The sequence below is a fragment of the Afifella sp. IM 167 genome (assembly GCF_020144925.1).
In the GTDB taxonomy this organism is placed as follows: Bacteria; Pseudomonadota; Alphaproteobacteria; order Rhizobiales; family Afifellaceae; genus Afifella.
This window is the reverse complement of record NZ_NSLC01000005.1, coordinates 44,051-61,732: the sequence shown is the minus strand read 5'-3', so window position 1 is coordinate 61,732 and position 17,682 is coordinate 44,051. Positions and strand designations below refer to the sequence as shown.

General features: G+C 66.0%; 14 protein-coding genes and 1 pseudogene. 12 read left to right on the top strand and 3 right to left on the bottom strand.

What is annotated here, in order from left to right; all coding sequences use genetic code 11:
* Positions 1–87: 87 nt before the first annotated feature.
* From sppA to truB, 10 genes are all read left to right on the top strand, one after another.
* The gene (gene sppA / locus CLD20_RS10000) at positions 88–1,050 is read left to right on the top strand and encodes a signal peptide peptidase SppA (RefSeq protein ID WP_224406488.1); all 963 of its coding nucleotides are present in this window, start codon (positions 88–90) and stop codon (positions 1,048–1,050) included.
* Between the two features lie 10 nt (positions 1,051–1,060).
* Positions 1,061–1,348, top strand: a complete 288-nt coding sequence (locus CLD20_RS09995) for an integration host factor subunit beta (protein WP_224406487.1) — start codon at positions 1,061–1,063, stop codon at positions 1,346–1,348.
* Between the two features lie 4 nt (positions 1,349–1,352).
* Positions 1,353–1,700 (top strand): LapA family protein, encoded by a 348-nt coding sequence (locus tag CLD20_RS20380; RefSeq protein ID WP_224406486.1) that lies wholly within the window; start codon positions 1,353–1,355, stop codon positions 1,698–1,700.
* A 25-nt stretch (positions 1,701–1,725) separates the two neighbouring features.
* The gene (locus CLD20_RS09985) at positions 1,726–2,685 is read left to right on the top strand and encodes an ornithine cyclodeaminase family protein (RefSeq protein WP_224406485.1); all 960 of its coding nucleotides are present in this window, start codon (positions 1,726–1,728) and stop codon (positions 2,683–2,685) included.
* A 181-nt stretch (positions 2,686–2,866) separates the two neighbouring features.
* On the top strand, positions 2,867–3,433 hold the full coding sequence (gene rimP, locus CLD20_RS09980; protein ID WP_224406484.1) for a ribosome maturation factor RimP: 567 nt from the start codon (positions 2,867–2,869) through the stop codon (positions 3,431–3,433).
* A gap of 53 nt (positions 3,434–3,486) precedes the next feature.
* Complete coding sequence (gene nusA / locus CLD20_RS09975; RefSeq protein ID WP_224406483.1) at positions 3,487–5,097, top strand: transcription termination factor NusA; 1,611 nt, start codon at positions 3,487–3,489, stop codon at positions 5,095–5,097.
* A complete protein-coding gene (locus CLD20_RS09970) occupies positions 5,094–5,798 on the top strand; it encodes an RNA-binding protein (protein ID WP_224406482.1) in 705 nt (234 codons plus the stop codon). Before nusA ends, CLD20_RS09970 begins: the two co-directional genes overlap by 4 nt.
* 13 nt (positions 5,799–5,811) lie before the next feature.
* The gene (gene infB, locus CLD20_RS09965) at positions 5,812–8,442 is read left to right on the top strand and encodes a translation initiation factor IF-2 (RefSeq protein WP_224406481.1); all 2,631 of its coding nucleotides are present in this window, start codon (positions 5,812–5,814) and stop codon (positions 8,440–8,442) included.
* Between the two features lie 216 nt (positions 8,443–8,658).
* Entirely contained in the window at positions 8,659–9,069 is a 411-nt protein-coding gene (gene rbfA / locus CLD20_RS09960) for a 30S ribosome-binding factor RbfA (protein ID WP_224406480.1), read from the top strand.
* Position 9,070: 1 nt separating this feature from the next.
* Positions 9,071–9,970: a tRNA pseudouridine(55) synthase TruB gene (gene truB / locus CLD20_RS09955; RefSeq protein ID WP_224406479.1), complete on the top strand. Its 900-nt coding sequence runs from the start codon at positions 9,071–9,073 to the stop codon at positions 9,968–9,970.
* Between the two features lie 631 nt (positions 9,971–10,601).
* Here the strand turns inward: truB and CLD20_RS09950 are convergent.
* The gene (locus CLD20_RS09950) at positions 10,602–11,105 is read right to left on the bottom strand and encodes a hypothetical protein (RefSeq protein ID WP_224406478.1); all 504 of its coding nucleotides are present in this window, start codon (positions 11,103–11,105) and stop codon (positions 10,602–10,604) included.
* A gap of 869 nt (positions 11,106–11,974) precedes the next feature.
* Here CLD20_RS09950 and rpsO point away from each other — a divergent pair.
* Positions 11,975–12,298 (top strand): annotated as a pseudogene (rpsO, locus tag CLD20_RS09945) (30S ribosomal protein S15); the annotation flags it as partial.
* A 197-nt stretch (positions 12,299–12,495) separates the two neighbouring features.
* Entirely contained in the window at positions 12,496–14,616 is a 2,121-nt protein-coding gene (gene pnp, locus CLD20_RS09940; RefSeq protein WP_224406476.1) for a polyribonucleotide nucleotidyltransferase, read from the top strand.
* 106 nt (positions 14,617–14,722) lie between these two features.
* On the opposite strand, the gene CLD20_RS09935 is transcribed toward pnp, so the two are convergent.
* Together CLD20_RS09935 and fabI are read right to left on the bottom strand one after the other, a co-directional pair.
* Entirely contained in the window at positions 14,723–16,759 is a 2,037-nt protein-coding gene (locus tag CLD20_RS09935) for a bifunctional diguanylate cyclase/phosphodiesterase (RefSeq protein WP_224406475.1), read from the bottom strand.
* An 88-nt stretch (positions 16,760–16,847) separates the two neighbouring features.
* Positions 16,848–17,675, bottom strand: coding sequence for an enoyl-ACP reductase FabI (gene fabI / locus CLD20_RS09930; RefSeq protein WP_224406474.1), 828 nt, complete (start codon positions 17,673–17,675; stop codon positions 16,848–16,850).
* Positions 17,676–17,682 lie beyond the last annotated feature (7 nt).

Genomic DNA, 17,682 nt, shown 5'->3' with positions numbered 1-17,682 from the left:
ACCGCGCCTAATTGCGAAAAATCGGAGGACAACCAACATGCTTGCGGCTTTCGTGACCGGCTGCTACCTCGCAAAAAGGAGGCGGCAATGAATGCAGAAGATCTCATCGAACGGCGACGATTGAGGCGCCGCGCCAGTTTCTGGCGCGTCATGGCGTTTGTCGTCGTCGTGGTGGCCATCGTGGCGGTCGCGGGATCGCTGGGCTGGTTCGGCGGGCGCGGCGCCCAGGTGGCGCGCATCACGGTCGACGGTTTCATCCCTACCCGGCCGGAAGCCGTCGACACCCTGAAGAAGGCGGCGGCGAGCAGCGCTGTGAAGGCGATCGTGCTGCGGATCGATTCACCCGGCGGCGCGGCGGCCGGCGGCGAGGCACTCTACCGTGCCGTGCGTGACGCGGCGTCGAAAAAGCCCGTCGTGGCGGTGATCGACGGGCTCGGCGCCTCGGCGGCGTATCTGACGGCGATCGGCGCCGACCACGTGGTGGCGCGCGAGACGGCGATCACAGGCTCGATCGGCGTCATTCTGCAGTTTGCCACCATCCAGGATCTGCTCCAGAAGATCGGCGTCGACTATGTCGAGGTGAAGAGCGCGCCCCTCAAAGGCGAGCCGACGCCGTTCGAGAAGCCGAGCCCGGAGGCGCTGGCGATGGTGCAGGCCGTCATCGACAGCTCCTACGACTGGTTCGTCGGACTGGTCGCGGAGCGGCGCGACTTCGAGCCCCAGGAAGCAAAGGCGCTTTCCGACGGGCGAATCTTCTCCGGCCGGCAGGCCGCGGCGAACGGTCTCATCGATGAAGTTGGAGATGAAGACACCGCCAGAGCCTGGCTGGAGACGGCACATGCAGTGCCGAGCAGCCTGCCTGCGAAAGACTGGAAGAAGAACGACTATGAACTGGGCGGCATAACTGCCGCGACGGCTTCGTTTCTTCTTAAGTCTCTCGGCGTGAACGAGGGTATTTCTTCCGTTTTAGGCCATCTCCCCGAGAGACTGGCAGTTGACGGCCTCGTTTCCGTTTGGCAGGGTAATTCATCAATAAGATCAGATCGCTAGGGGGCCGGCGATGATCAAGTCGGAGCTCGTCCAGAAGCTTGCCGACCGCAATCCGCACCTCTATCAAAGGGATGTGGAGGCGATCGTGAATGCGATCCTCGACGAGATCGTGGGCGCCCTTTGCAGGGGCGACCGCGTGGAGCTCAGGGGGTTCGGCGCCTTTTCGGTGAAGAACCGCCCTGCCAGGACCGGACGCAACCCGCGGACGGGTGAAGCCGTTTCGGTGGCAGAGAAATACGTTCCCTTCTTCAAGACGGGGAAAGAAATGCGCATCAGGCTGAACGGCGGAGGCGAGTAGAAGAGTGGCAAGGCTCGCTTGGCTCCTGAAGTGGATCATCCTCCTGCCGCTGCTCGTGGTGGCGGCGCTTCTGGCCGTCGCCAACGACCAGACGGCAATCGTGCATCTCAATCCGTTCGATTCCGGCGACCAGGTGCTCAGCCTGGAACTGGCGCTCTATCAGGTGGCCTTCGCCGCCTTCGCGCTCGGCGCCATCGCGGGGGCTCTGGTGATGTGGAACGGCCAGCGCAAATACCGGCGCCAGGCGCGCCGGCAGCGCAACGAGGCGGCAAGGTGGCAGGCGCGCGCGACACGCGCGGAGGAGGAGCGGCAGGAAAGCGCCGCGCTTCTCGCCGGCCCGGCGCATCGCTGAGCGGAACATCTCGCCAAGAGCGCTGATGCGCATCATCCCAGCCAGCGACATCGCCCAGGTCCTCACCTTTCCGGACCTGATCGAGACGCTGCGGCGGGGCTTTCGCAGCGGGGCGGTGACGCCCGTCCGGCACCATCACACCATCGAGCTTCCGGACCAGGCAGACGCGACGCTGCTCTTGATGCCGTCCTGGAACGACTTCGCCGGCCAGGGCCATTCCGACCGCGGCTATGTCGGCGTCAAGGTCGCCACCGTGTTTCCGGGCAATGCCGCGCACGGCCGGCCCGCCGTCGCCGGCGTCTACCTCCTATTTTCCGGACGGCGCGGAGAGCCGCTGGCCGTCATCGACGGCTCGGCGCTGACGCTGTGGCGCACGGCGGCCGCTTCGGCGCTGGCCGCTTCCTATCTGGCGCGGTCCGACGCCAGCCGGATGCTCATGGTCGGCTCGGGCGCGCTCGCCCCCTATCTCATCGAAGCGCATGCGGCGATCCGGCCGATCAGCGACGTGCTGGTATGGAACCGCCGGCACGACAAGGCGGTGAGGCTGGCGCAACGGCTGAAGGGCCGGCGTTACTCGGCCGCCGCGACCGAGGATCTGGAGGGCGCCGTGCGCGGCGCCGACATCGTTTCCTGCGCAACGCTTTCCGGCGAGCCGCTCATCCATGGCGAATGGCTGAAACCGGGCGCGCATCTCGACCTGGTGGGCGGCTTCCGGCCCGACATGCGCGAGGCCGACGACGAGGCGATGCGCCGTTCGCGCATCTTCGTCGATACCCGGGAGGGCGCGACCCAAGAGGCCGGCGACATCGTGCAGCCGCTGCAAAGCGGGCTCATCGCCGAAGAGGACATCGCCGCCGACCTTTTCGACCTGACGCGGGGCGAGCGCGCCGGGCGGCGCTTCTACGATCAAATTACCCTCTTCAAGTCGGTCGGTACGGCGCTGGAAGATCTCGCCGCGGCGATCCTCGTCTTCTCGCGCGCCTGAGGCCGGCGCGCGAAGCAACGGCGCGGGCTTTGCGGCGCCGGCCCGGCCTGTCTTGCAAAAGGGCGCATGAAACCGTATATCGGCGACAACAAATTCTCGAATCCAAGATCGAGAGTGGGTCCCCCGGGTCCCGCTCTTTTTTATTGCCGCGGCGACGCGGCCGGCCGCTCTCGGGAGAAGCATGGCTGAAGCAGAGATCGACAGCGACAAGACCGGCGCTCCGGACGAGCGCATCATCCGCGAGAGCGGGCTGGAGGCGCGCATCGCGCATGTCGCCGGCCCCGTCGCCGAAGGGCTCGGCTACGAGCTGATCCGGGTCAGGATCACCGGCCAGAACGGCATGACCGTGCAGGTGATGGCCGAGCGGCCCGACGGCACGATGGGCGTGGACGATTGCGAGGCGATCAGCCGAGACCTCTCTCCGGCGCTCGACGTCGCCGACCTGATCGGCCGGCCCTACAACCTTGAGGTTTCCTCGCCGGGCATCGACCGGCCGCTCACCAGGGTGAAGGATTTCGAGCTCTGGGCGGGCCATGAAGCGAAGATCGAGATGGAAGTGATGCAGGCGGGCCGAAAGCGCTTCCGCGGCATCCTCACCGGCGTCAAGGACGGCAAGACGGGCCTGCGCATCGCCGCCGAGGGCGGCAGCGAGGACGTGTTCCTGCCCCTTGCCGAGATCGCCGAGGCGAAGCTTGTCCTCACCGACGCGCTGATCGCGGCCGCACAGCGCGAAACGCGGGACGCGTAAAGAATTTATCGATGTGAACAGGCCCCGAGGGGCCGTCAGAACGGAGCTGTCCGATGGCAGTCAGTGCAAACAGACTTGAACTCCTGCAGATCGCCGACGCGGTGGCGCGGGAGAAGAGCATCGACCGGCAGATCGTCATCTCCGCCATGGAGGATGCGATCCAGAAGGCGGCGAAGTCCCGCTACGGCGCAGAGACGGATGTGCGGGCCGAGATCGACGCCAAGACCGGCGACATCCGCCTGCAGCGGCTTCTGGAAGTCGTGGAAGTGGCCGAGGATTACGCCACGCAGATCGCGCTGGAGGATGCGCGGGCGCGCAACCCGGCCGCCCAGGTCGGCGACTTCATCTCCGAGCCGCTGCCGCCTCTCGACTACGGCCGCGTGGCCGCGCAGTCGGCCAAGCAGGTGATCATGCAGAAGGTGCGCGACGCCGAGCGCGACCGCCAGTTCGAGGATTACAAGGACCGCATCGGCGAGATCGTCAACGGCACGGTCAAGCGCGTCGAATACGGCAACGTCATCGTCGACCTTGGCCGCGGCGAGGCGATCATCCGCCGCGACGAGCTCATTCCGCGCGAGACCTTCCGCTACGGCGACCGGGTGCGCGCCTATGTCTACGACGTGCGCCGCGAGCAGCGGGGGCCGCAGATCTTCCTCTCGCGCACGCATCCGCAGTTCATGGCCAAGCTCTTCACCATGGAAGTGCCGGAGATCTACGACGGCATCATCGAGCTGCGCTCGGTCGCCCGCGATCCGGGCTCGCGCGCCAAGATCGCCGTCATCTCCAACGATTCATCGATCGACCCGGTCGGCGCCTGCGTCGGCATGCGCGGCTCGCGCGTGCAGGCCGTCGTCGGCGAATTGCAGGGCGAGCGCATCGACATCATCCCCTGGTCGCCCGACGCGGCGACCTTCATCGTCAACGCGCTGCAGCCGGCCGAAGTCTCCAAGGTGGTGCTCGACGAGGATGCCGAGCGCATCGAGGTGGTGGTGCCGGAGGACCAGCTGTCGCTCGCCATCGGCCGGCGCGGCCAGAATGTCCGCCTCGCCTCGCAGCTCACCGGCTGGGATATCGACATCCTGACGGAAGACGAGGAATCGGAGCGGCGCCAGAAGGAGTTCCAGGAGCGTTCGGAGCTCTTCCAGAACGCCCTCGACGTCGACGAGATGATGGCGCAGCTGCTCGCCTCGGAAGGCTTCGCCAATGTCGAGGAAGTCGCCTTCGTGGAGATCGACGAGCTCGCCTCGATCGAGGGCCTGGACGAGGGCACGGCCGAAGAACTGCAGATGCGCGCCCGCGAGTACATGGAAGCGCGCGACGCCGAGCAGGACGAAGAGCGCAAGAAGCTCGGCGTCTCCGACGACCTCAAGGACGTGCCGGGCGTGACCACGGCGATGCTCGTCGCCTTCGGCAAGAACGACGTGAAGAGCCTGGAAGACCTCGCCTATTGCGCCACCGACGACCTCGTCGGCTGGACCGAGCGCAAGGACGGCGAGACCAAGCGCTACGAGGGCATCCTCGATGGCCTCGACATCTCCCGCGAGGAAGCCGAGCAGATGGTGATCGCGGCGCGGCTCAAGGCCGGGATCATCACCGAAGAGGATCTCGCCCAGCCCGAGGAAGAAGAGACGGCGGAAGCCGAAGAGGAGACCGAGGGCGCGTGAGTTCAGCCGAGCCGCCCCTTGCGGAAAAGCTCTCGGGACCCAAATTGGAGAGGACGCGCATGTGCGCCCTCTCCCGACAGGTCCTGCCGGAAGGCGAGCTGATCCGCTTCGTGGCGGCACCGGACGGACATGTCGTGCCGGACCTGAAGGCACGCCTTCCCGGCCGCGGCATGTGGCTGGAGGGCCGTCGCGAGGTCATCGCCGAGGCGATGAAGCGCAAGGTCTTCGCACGGGCGCTGAAGCAGGACGTATCGGTTCCGGAGGGGCTCGCCGACGATGTTGCGGGTCTGCTCAGGACCCAGCTCCTCGGCCGGCTCGGCCTCGCGGCACGGGCGCGGCAGGCCGTCAGCGGTTTCGCCAAGGTCGAGGCGGCACTGAAATCGGGAGAGGCGATCGCGCTTCTTCACGCCGAAGAGGCGGCCGAGGACGGCAAGTCCAAGCTCGCCTACGCGGCGAGAGCGAAAGAGAGCGACGGCAAGACTGCCGGGGGCCGCGCAGAACCGCTGCTGATGGCGGGCTTTACCTCGGCGGAATTGGGTTTGGCATTGGGGCGGCCACATGTGATACATGCTGCCGTGCTGCGTGGTGCGGCGGCCGACACCTTTATCGGGGCGGCGCTGCGCTCCCTCCAATTTGAGACGGGAAGATCGCAGCGGCCGCCAGGGCACGAAACGGATAATCACATCGCCAGCCGGCGATGAAACAGGAATGGGCATGAGCGAAACGACAAGCAAAGGCGACAAGACGCTCCGTGCCGGAGGACGCAAGACGCTGTCCATCGGACGTGACACGGGTACGGTGCGCCAGAGCTTTTCCGGCGGGCGGTCGAAGTCTGTCGTGGTGGAGAAGAAGCGCCGCCGCGTGCTGACGCCGGGCGAGCAGGCCGAACAGAACGCTCAGGCCGCACCGCGGCCGGCCGCGGCGCCGGCAGCTCCCGTCGCGCCGCGACCCCAGCCCGCGCCGAGCGCGCCGGCCAAGGCGCCCCCCTCCAACCGCGGCAGCGGTGGCGGAGCCAGCGGCAACCGCAGCGGCATGGTGCTGAAGACGCTGACGGCCGACGAGCGCGATGCGCGCATGCAGGCCCTCGCCGATGCCCGCGTCCGCGAAGCGGAAGAGCGCCGCCTCGCCGAGGAAGAGGCCCAGCGCCGCGCCATCGAGGAAGAGCGCCTCGCCAAGGAAAACGCCGAGGCCGAGCTGCGCAGGCAGGAAGAGGATTCCCGCAAGGAAGCGGAGGCGGAGACGCGCCGTGCCGAGGAGCCGGCCGGAACGCCGGCCGCCGAGGCACAGCCGACGCCCGCCGCCGGCCGCGCCACGCCCTCGGGCCAGCCGGCCCAGCCGGCCGCGCGCGCCGATCAGGCCGCCGCCGACGAGGCCCCGAAGGAAATCCGCGCCGTCGTGCGCACCAAGCGTCCCGACGCCAAACCCGCCAAGAAGACCGGCGGCGAGGCGGAGCGCCGCCGCGGCCGACTGACCGTCACCAATGCGCTTGAAGACGCGGACCGGGAGCGTTCGCTCGCCTCCATCCGCCGCAAGCGGGAGAAGGAGAAGCGCCAGCAGTCGGGCTTCTCGCCCTCATCGGAGAAGATCGTGCGCGACGTCACCATTCCGGAGGCGATCTCCGTCCAGGAGCTCGCCAACCGCATGGCCGAGCGCGCCGTCGACGTCATTCGGCTTCTGATGAAATCCGGCACGATGGTGAAGATCACCGACATCCTCGATGCCGACACGGCCCAGCTGGTCGCCGAGGAGATGGGCCACAATGTGCGCCGCGTCGCCGCCTCGGACGTCGAGGAAGGCCTCTTCGGCGATGAGGACCGGGCCGAGGACACAAGCTCCCGGCCGCCGGTCGTCACCATCATGGGCCATGTCGACCACGGCAAGACGTCGCTTCTCGACGCCATCCGCGAGACCAAGGTCGTCGCAGGCGAAGCCGGCGGCATCACGCAGCATATCGGCGCCTACCAGGTCGAGAAGAACGGTCAGAAGATCACCTTCATCGACACGCCGGGCCACGCCGCCTTCACGGCGATGCGCGCCCGCGGCGCCCAGGCGACGGACATCGTCGTCCTCGTCGTCGCCGCCGATGACGGCGTCATGCCGCAGACGGTGGAAGCCATCAATCATGCCCGCGCCGCCGGCGTTCCGATGATCGTGGCGATCAACAAGATCGACAAGCCGGACGCCGATCCGACGCGGGTGAAGACCGATCTTCTGCAGCATTCCGTGGTGACGGAATCGATGTCCGGCGACACGCTGGAGGTCGAGGTCTCGGCGCTGAAGAAGACAAATCTCGACGGACTTCTGGAGGCGATCCTCCTGCAGGCCGAGCTTCTCGACCTCAAGGCCAACGCCGATCGTTCGGCCGAAGGCATCGTGGTGGAGGCCCAGCTCGACAAGGGCCGCGGCCCCGTCGCCACCGTGCTGGTGCAGCGCGGCACGCTCAAACTGGGCGACATCGTCGTCGCCGGCTCCGAATGGGGCCGCGTGCGGGCGCTCATCGACGACCATGGCGAGCAGGTGAAGGAGGCAGGCCCATCGACCCCGGTCGAGGTGCTGGGCTTCCAGGGAACGCCCTCGGCCGGCGACCGCGTCGCGGTCGTCGACAGCGAGGGCCGGGCCCGCGAGATCTCCGAGTACCGCCAGAGGGTGCGGCGCGAGAAGGCGGTTGCCCGCCAGACCGGCCAGCGCGGCTCTCTGGAGCAGATGATGAACCAGCTGCAGGTGGAGGGCACGCGCACCGTTCCGCTCGTCATCAAGGGCGACGTGCAGGGCTCGGTCGAAGCCATCGTCGGAGCGCTCGACAAGATCTCCACCGAGGAGGTCCGGGCCGACATCGTCCATTCGGGCGTCGGCGGCATCACCGAGAGCGACATCACGCTGGCGGCGGCCTCGGACGCGATCGTCATCGGCTTCAACGTGCGCGCCAACAAGCAGGCACGCGAAGCGGCCGACCGCGACGGCGTGGAGATGCGCTACTACAACATCATCTACGACCTCACCGACGACGTGAAGGCGGCCATGTCGGGCCTGCTTTCGCCGGAGCGGCGCGAGACCTTCATCGGCAATGCCGAGATCCTGGAGGTGTTCAACATCACCAAGGTCGGCAAGGTCGCGGGCTGCCGCGTCACCGAGGGCAAGGTGGAGCGTGGCGCGGGCGTGCGCCTCATCCGCGACAACGTGGTGGTGCACGAAGGCAAGCTTTCGACGCTCAAGCGCTTCAAGGACGAAGTCCGCGAAGTGCCGGGCGGGCAGGAATGCGGCATGGCCTTCGAGAAGTACGAGGACATGCGCGTCGGCGACGTCATCGAGTGCTATCGCGTGGAGGAAGTGGCCCGGACGCTCTAGCGCCCGGGTCCCGTTCGGGGCGGGCGAGCCCGCGCTCGAGCGGGATCTTCGCCCGCGAACCGGTCAGCGCCGGGCCCGTTCCGGCGATCCATCCCGCAAGGCGCGGGCCGGTCGTCGCTCCGGTACCGATGGCAGGGCCAAGCCTTCCTTGACGATCAACCGGCCTTGACGACCATCCGGCAAGCGCAACCGGCATATCAGGCGCAGCTAAGAACCATGTCCCGTTTCGATACCTCACATTCCGGCCAGCCCTCGCAGCGGCAGCTGCGCGTCGGCGAGCTCGTCCGGCACGCCCTCGCCGAGGTGCTGCAGCGCGGCGAGACCAACGATCCCGCGCTCGAGGGCGTCATCGTGTCGATCGCCGAGGTGCGCATGTCGGCCGACCTCAAGCACGCCACCGCGCTCATCCATCCCCTCGGCATGACGGACGGGGAAGGCGTCGTCGCGGCGCTCAACCGCAGCGCCCGGTTCCTGCGCGGCCGCATCAGCCCGGCGCTTCGCCAGATGCGCGCCATGCCGGACCTCAGATTCCTTCTCGATACGCGCTTCGAGGACGATGCCCGCATCGACGAGCTCCTGCATTCGCCGGAAGTCGCCAAGGACCTTCGCGACAAGGACGAGGAATAGGATGTCGCGCCGGCGCGCCAAGGGGCGCGACATCGACGGCTGGCTGGTCCTCGACAAGCCGATCGGCATGACGTCGACGGAAGCCGTCGCCCGGGTGAAGCGCAAGTTCGACGCCAAGAAGGCCGGCCATGCCGGCACCCTCGACCCGCTCGCTTCCGGCTGCCTGCCGGTGGCGCTCGGCGAGGCGACGAAGACCGTCTCCTTCGTCATGGACGGCAGAAAAGTCTATGAGTTCACCGTGCGCTGGGGCGAGCAGACGGAAACCGACGACCGCGAGGGCGAGATCGTGGCCCGCTCCGAGCACAGGCCGTCCGAAGCCGAAATCCGCGCTCTCCTGCCGGACTTCACGGGCACGCTGTCGCAGGTGCCGCCGCGCTATTCGGCCGTGAAGATCGCCGGAGAACGCGCCTATGACCTTGCCCGCGAGGGCGAGGAGGTGACGCTGGAGGCGCGCGAGATCATCGTGCACCAGCTCGACCTCGTCGCCTGCCCCGACGCCGACCACGCCGTCTTCCACGCCGAATGCGGCAAGGGCACCTATGTGCGGGCGCTCGCCCGCGACATGGCTGTCGAACTCGGGACCGTCGCCCATATCGCCGAGCTCCGCCGGCTCGTCGTCGGCCCTTTCGGCGAGGCGGAAATGACGCCGCTGGCGGCACTGGAAGACACCGAGGCGCCGGAGAGCTTCCTGCGACCGGTGGAGGCGGGGCTCGCCAACCTGCCGGCGCTGAGGATAGACGGCCAGGCGGCGATGCGCCTTCGCCAGGGCCAGCCCGCCTTCCTGCGCGGCGCGGACGCGCCGCTCGGCGGCAGCGCCTATACGGTTGCCGAAGGCCGGCTCGTCGCTCTCGTCGACATCGTGCGCGGCGAGATGAATCCGCGCCGGGTGTTCAAGCTCTAGGAGCCAGCTGAATAGGCTGGTTATTCGTCCGGTGGTCACTGGCTCGTCGGTGATCTCCATCGTTGTCGACCTGAGCGCATAGCCGGAGCCGAAAACGGTCTCAAGTGCTGATGGATCGAGCATTCTGCCGCTCGCGGGATTGGAAGGGTCGGAAAAGGTTGCCAGTTGCGGATAGTTCTTGTGGCCAAGGGTAACGGTCCCCTTGTAGGTCTGAACAAGCCCGAGCCGTCCGCCACCCTCGCTATCTGCTGGCAACTCGTCGGCGACGGCCCGCTGGAGACGCCATTTCATCTCCTCGTCGAGAAGCACCAGAAGCAATCTGCCCTGGCCGAGGTCGACAATGGCAGCTTCACCGGTGAGCTTGGACCCCTCCATCGTCGCGGCAAGCCAGACCCGCCCATACCAGCTTTCGACCTTACTTGCGGTCGAACCGCCGACCGGGCCAGACGGAGTGTCCACGATCAATGTCAGCTTCTGGTGCCAGCTATAATAGTCACGACATCCAGCAAGCGCCAACATGATGCCAAGGATGCGAATCGCTCGCTTCGTAGGCCTATACTACGTGTCATCTCTGATCGGCGTGGCTCTAATCAGAGTGTGCCGCGCGGAATACCATCAGCGTGTTCAGAACTCAACGTAGATGTTCATCAGGATCCGAGTCTACCGGGTTTCCGTCGGCATCCACTCTGTATCTATTGATGAGGTTGACCAACGTGACGGCGCAATAGGTGGGCGAGTCGTAAATCGCTTGGTGAATGTTCGTTTCTCGTTGCTGCAGAAGGGACCTCGGCAGTTGTCGATAGTGGCGCTCCTTCTTCCACTTCTCGTTTATGGAAAAGAGCGCATAGACAAATTGATAAAGGGCGCTGCCGAAGCCCGCGTAATCGACTAGGTCTTTTCGGGACGTTGAAAGTGATGCTCGTATCATCTCGGCGGCTTTGCGTTCGCGATCCGACAAATCTGCATAGTCCGGCCAGATAAGGGACGGGTTGTAATCACCACCGGCCCGTTCAACGGCGATCGCAAACGGCATAAGCCAATACATGCCGTCCGCGGGGCCAGTGAGTTCTCGCTGACTGCGAAGCGTCGATAGACCATTCAGATAGCTGGCTCGCAGCTCGGCCTCATCAATCATGCCAGCTTTCTCGATTTTCCAGTGGAGAGACTGCACAATGTTTCTGCAGTTCCCTCATGTCGGAATCTGACTCCCAACTGTCCGACCTGCACACAGCGCTCATTGCGAAATGCCCCCCATTTTCGATGCGCCTCCAAACTGAACCACAGGGGACGTTAAGAAATTTGCGCCGTTAGGCTAAGTGGCCGTGAGATGTGCGCATGAGGCTGTGGGATGTCGCCGATCAAAAGCAGTGCAGTCGAGATCGAAGCCTCTATGTCCTTTAGCGTGATGGCCGGCAGCGACTGCTATTGGCGACCCATGGATCTGATCTCTACGACCGACATTGGGGCGCGTTGCAGTCGAAGTGCGGCAGCCACCCGAATGGCTGCTCACCCTGCACCGCCACCCAGAAGCCGCCTGTCAGGAATCCACCCCTGAGCTGCCCTAAGCGTAAGGTACCAAGCGTTAGCTAGGTCGTGAACTCACAAACGAGGCGGCAATGGTATGAGCGGATTGGCTCCGATACGAGGCGCGAAGGCGCAGGAAATGCGCGCATTTTCAAGCCCTTCGCAACGACGTAGCCGGGCGACGTAGCCGGGCAAGGCCGCCATATGCTCTGCACGGCGAAGTGGCTGCAACCCGCTTTGTCGCGGCCCTCAACCGGGCCCCGGGCCCGCTTCTGGGACCGCTTCGCGCATAGCTTTGCCATTTCAGCCGCCATCTTCGTCCCGCTTATGCGTTCACGACCGAGGAAAGTGGCAAGGCAATTCTCCCCGCAGCCGCCTCGGCACTTTAAAAAAGCCGCATTGTTCCGTATATGGCGGCCAACGGTTCCGCCCACCTTGCGTGGAATGCCATAACGGCAGGAGAGCGGCTTTCCGTATTGCGGCCCTGGCTGGACGACATCCCGGCCATGGCATCACCCAAAGAAAGGAACGACGATGTCGATCACACCCGATCGCAAGCAGGAACTGATCAACGATTACGCCGTGAAGTCCGGCGATACCGGCTCGCCGGAAGTGCAGGTGGCGATCCTCTCGGAGCGCATCACCAACCTCACCGAGCACTTCAAGACCCATGCCAAGGACAACCATTCCCGGCGCGGTCTTCTGAAGCTCGTGTCGCAGAGGCGCCGACTTCTCGACTACCTGAAGCGCAAGGACGAAGAGCGCTATCAGACGCTGATCCAGCGTCTGGGGCTGCGCCGCTAGGGCGCCATTGAGAGGCAGCGCGGGCAAGACCGGCGCTGCCTTTTTGACATCAAGGCTTGAACGGCCATGGCAGGATCGCCGGACGGTCGCGGGGCAGTTTCCCCGCCCACGGGGCGAACCGCATCGCGACCATCCCGCCATCTTGCGCATGGTCCTTCTCGCCTTCCACGACTGACCATGAAAGGCAGAACCAAAGAATGTTCGATCTGCAAACCGTAGAAATCGATTGGGGCGGGCGTCCGCTGCGCCTCGAAACAGGCAAAGTCGCCCGCCAGGCGGACGGCGCCGTCGTCGCCACCTATGGCGAGACCACCGTGCTCGCCACCGTCGTCTCCGAGAAGGAGCCGAAGCTCGGCTTCGACTTCTTCCCGCTGACGGTGAATTATCAGGAGAAGTACTACGCCGCGGGCCGTATCCCGGGCGGCTTCTTCAAGCGCGAAGGCCGGCCAACGGAGAAGGAGACGCTGACCTCGCGCCTCATCGACCGTCCGATCCGCCCGCTCTTCGCCCCCGGCTACAAGAACGACACGCAGGTGATCGCGACGGTGCTGTCGCATGACCTGGAAAACGACCCCGACATCGTCGCCATGGTCGCCGCCTCCGCGGCGCTGACGCTTTCCGGCGTTCCCTTCATGGGCCCGATCGGCGGCGCGCGCGTCGGCTACATCAACGGCAAGTACGTGCTGAACCCGACCGTCGACGAGGTGAAGGAATCGCGCCTCGACCTCGTCGTCGCCGGAACGGGCGACGCGGTGCTGATGGTGGAATCGGAGGCCCAGGAGCTTGCCGAAGACGTCATGCTCGGCGCCGTGATGTTCGGCCACAAGGGCTTCCAGCCGGTGATCGACGCCATCGTCCAGCTCGCCGAGCGCGCCGCCAAGGCGCCGCGTCCGCATCAGGTGGACGACAAGAGCGCGCTGCTTTCCAAGGTGAAGGAGCTCGTCGGCGAGGATCTGAAGTCGGCCTACCTCATCGCCGACAAGGGCGAGCGCAAGAACGCCGTCGACGCCGCCAAGGCCAAGGCCGTCGAGGCCATGGTCGACGAGGCGAACCCGGAAGCCCCGACCAAGCAGGTCGTCGGCGACATGTTCAAGAAGGTCGAGAGCGAGATCGTCCGCGGCCGCATCCTCGACGACGGCGCCCGCATCGACGGACGGGACCTGAAGACGGTTCGCCCGATCTCGGCGGAAGTCGGCATCCTGCCGCGCGCCCACGGCTCGGCCCTGTTCACCCGCGGCGAGACGCAGGCCCTCGTGGTCGCCACGCTCGGCACGGGCGAGGACGAGCAGATGATCGACAGCCTGGAGGGCACCTACAAGCAGCCCTTCATGCTGCACTACAACTTCCCGCCGTTCTCCGTCGGCGAGACGGGCCGTACCGGTTCGCCGGGCCGGCGTGAAATCGGCCACGGCAAGCTCGCCTGGCGGGCGATCCACCCGATGCTGCCGCCGGTGCACGAGTTCCCCTACACCTTCCGCGTCGTCTCCGAGATCACCGAATCGAACGGCTCGTCCTCCATGGCGACCGTCTGCGGCACCTCGCTGGCGATGATGGATGCGGGCGTTCCCCTGAAGGCGCCGGTTGCCGGCATCGCCATGGGCCTCATCAAGGAAGGCGACAAGTTCGCCGTGCTCTCCGACATCCTCGGCGACGAGGATCATCTCGGCGACATGGACTTCAAGGTCGCCGGCACGGAAGACGGCATCACCTCGCTGCAGATGGACATCAAGATCCAGGGCATCACCGAGGAGATCATGCAGATCGCGCTCGACCAGGCGAAGGGCGGGCGTCTGCACATCCTCGGCGAGATGTCCAAGGCCCTGACCTCGGCACGGCCGGAGCTCGGCGAGTATGCCCCGCGCATCGAGACGCTGAAGATCCCGGTCGACAAGATCCGCGAAGTCATCGGTTCGGGCGGCAAGGTCATCCGCGAGATCGTGGAAAAGACGGGCGCCAAGGTCGACATCTCCGACGACGGCACGGTGAAGGTCGCCTCGCCGAACGGCGAATCGATCCACGCCGCCATCAAGTGGATCCGCTCCATCACGGACGATCCGGAAGTGGGCGAGATCTACAAGGGCACGGTCGTGAAGGTCGTCGATTTCGGCGCCTTCGTGAACTTCTTCGGCTCCAAGGACGGGCTGGTGCACATCTCGCAGCTCTCCAACGGCCGGCCGGCGAAGGTCACCGATGTCGTCAAGGAAGGCGACGAGGTCTACGTCAAGCTGATGGGCTTCGACGAGCGCGGCAAGGTGCGCCTTTCCATGAAGGTGGTCGACCAGGAGACCGGCGAGCCGGTCGAGCCGGAAGCCGCCTGAGGCCAACGGCCTTCGCAAACGATCAAGGGCGCCCCGCGGGGCGCCCTTTTTTTGTCCGGGTGGTTCTGCTCGGCCCGCGCCCGGTGGGCCAGCGGGGAGAGCGGGCTCAGGCGCTCGCGGCGAGGCGAACGGGCCGGGCTGCGGCCCCTTCTTCCTCCTGCCCGCTCTGCGGCTCGGCGGGAGCGGCGCGCATGTCGCCGGCAGCCAGAGAAGCCTGCGCCCTGTTGGCGGTGGTGCGCGCGATCTCGCCCACGACCTCCTCCAGGGTCACCGGATGGCCGAAATAGTAGCCTTGGCCGAGATTGCAGCCGCAGGAGGCGAGGATGTCCCTGTGTTCAACCGTCTCCACGCCCTCGCCGACGACGACCATGCCGAGGGAGCGACCGAGATTGCAGATGGCGCCGACGACGGCGCTCGCCTTCTTCGGATCCTCGATCCGGGCGAGGAAGGTGCGGTCGAGCTTGATCTTGTCGAAGGGGTAGCGCGAGACGAGGCCGAGGCTCGACGTGCCGACGCCGAAATTGTCGAGAACGATGGAAATGCCCGCTTCGCGCAGCCCCTCCAGCCGCGTGAAGGCGGCCTTCTCGCCGCGGCCGAGGATGCTCTCGTTGACCTCGATCTCCAGGCGGCCCGGCTCCACGTCGGCACTCGCCAGCGCCTCGGCAATGTAGGTGTCAGTGCCATCGCGCTGCAGCTGCGCGGCGGAGAGGTTGATGGCGATGCGGGCTTCGGGCGGCAGGACGTTGAGGTCGCGCGCCACCTGGCGGATGACCCATTCGCCCATCGGGATGATGAGGCCGGTCTCTTCGGCGACGGAAAGGAACATCGAGGTCGGGACAAGATTCTTGCTCGGCAGCTTCCAGCGCAGGAGCGCCTCGTAGCAGACCACGTCGCCGCTCTTCAGGTCGTGCTGCGGCTGGTACAGAATAGTGAAGAGCTCGTTCTGGATGGCGTAGCGCAGCCCGTCCTCCAGCGTCTCGCGCGAGCGCTGATCCTCGGCCATCTTCGGATCGAAGAAGCGCCAGGTGCGCCGTCCGCCGCCCTTGGCGCGGTAGAGGGCGAAGTCGGCGTTGCGAATCAGCGTCTTCACGTCCTCGCCGTTGTCCGGACCGATGGTCATGCCGATCGAGCAGCCGATCTGGATCTCCTGGCCGTCGATGCGGAAGGGCTGCTCGATCAGGCGGAGCATGCGCTCGGCCAGAGCGCGCAGCGCGCTGACATCCTGAACGACGGGAACGATGACGGCGAACTCGTCACCGGCGAGACGGCAGAGGAGGTCTTCCTCGCGGAGCGAGTTCTTCAGCCGCTCCGCGGTGGCGCGCAAAAGGTTGTCGCCAACCGGATGGCCGAGCGTGTCGTTGACGGCCTTGAAGCCATCGAGATCGAGGATGAGCAGGCCGGTCTTGTGCTCCTGCTCCTCGGCGTCCTCCAGCGCCTCGGCGAGGCGCTGCTCGAAATGCTTGCGGTTGGCGAGGCCCGTCAGCTCGTCATGCATGGCGAGATAAACGAGATCCTGCTTTTCGCGCTGCATCTGACGCGTGCGGTAGGTGAAGCCGGCCATGAAGGAGAAAAAAGTCACGACGGCGATGCCCGACAGGTAGACGAGCTGGCTCTTGAAGCTGTTGGACAGGTCCAGCGCCTCCAGCCTCTGGTCGAAGCGCACAGCCAGCTGACCTCCGCCCGGCATGGACGGGAAGACGACCCAGGTCGCCGTGACCGGGGAGAGGAATGAGGAATGGTCGATGACGATGGTGCTGCGCCGGTCGGCGCGCGGCAGGCCTGAGGCCTCGAGCGCGGGCTTCAGTTCGGCTTCCGTCGCGGCGAGCCTTCCGTGCAGGGTCTCCACCGAGCCGTCGCGGCGGATGACGGCGAGCGCGTCGATGCCGAAGGAACCGAGAAGATCGTCGTTGAGGGCCGGCGAGGTCCCATCGACGAGGCCGGCGACGCCGCTCTCGCTGTGGCGCATATTCTCATACCAGGCCATGGCGATGAGATCGCCTTCCTTCTGCAGGACAGACCTGATCTGCAGATGGCCGAGATAGAAAATGCCAACGACGCAGAGCACCGAAACGATAACGGCGACGATGCCGAACGACCCGATGCGGCCGCTTTTCTGTTGCTGGGTATCGCTCTTCCGGGTCATCAAAACGGCCGCTCCTCGTGCCGGCTGACCCTAGGGGAGCGGACTTAGAGAAGCGTAAATGCGCCGGGGGGAAAACCCGCCTTCCGCGCTACTTCGCCGGGCCGTCGTCGACGCGCTGATCCTCGCGCCGCATCGTGTCGAGACGCGGCATGGAGACGGTGTTGTAGCCGCAATCGACATAGTGAATCTCGCCCGTCACAGCGCCGGCAAGATCGCTTAGAAGATAAAGCGCGGCGCCCCCGACATCCTCGATCGTGACGGCGCGCCGCAGGGGCGAATTCATGCGCTGATAATTGAACATGGCGCGGGCGTCGGCGACGCCGGAGCCCGCCAGGGTGCGGACCGGGCCGGCGGAGATGGCGTTGACGCGGATGCCCGCCTCGCCGAAATCCGTGGCGAGATAACGCACCGACGCCTCAAGCCCGGCCTTGGCCACGCCCATGACGTTGTAGTTCGGCATGACGCGAACGGAACCGCCGTAGGTGAGCGTGAGAGCGGAGGAGCCCGGGCCCATCAGCTTCGCCGCCCGGCGCAGCACCTCGGTGAAGGAGAAGCACGAGATCAGCATGGTGCGCGTGAAGTTCTCGCGCGTCGTATCGGCGTAGCGACCCTTCAGCTCGGAGCGGTCGGAAAAAGCGACGGCGTGGACAAGGAAGTCGAGCTTGCCCCATTCCTTCTCCAGCGTCTCGAAGGTCTCCTCGACGGTGGCCGGATCCTCCACGTCGCAGGGCAGGACGAGATGGGAGCCGACACTGTCGGCGAGCGGCTTGACGCGCCGGCCGAAAGCTTCGCCCTGATAGGTGAAGGCGAGCTCGGCGCCATGCTCGGCAAGCTTCCTGGCGATTCCCCAAGCGATGGAGTGGTCGTTGGCCACTCCCATGACGAGGCCGCGGCGGCCCTCCATCAGTTTTTCCATCTCGGGG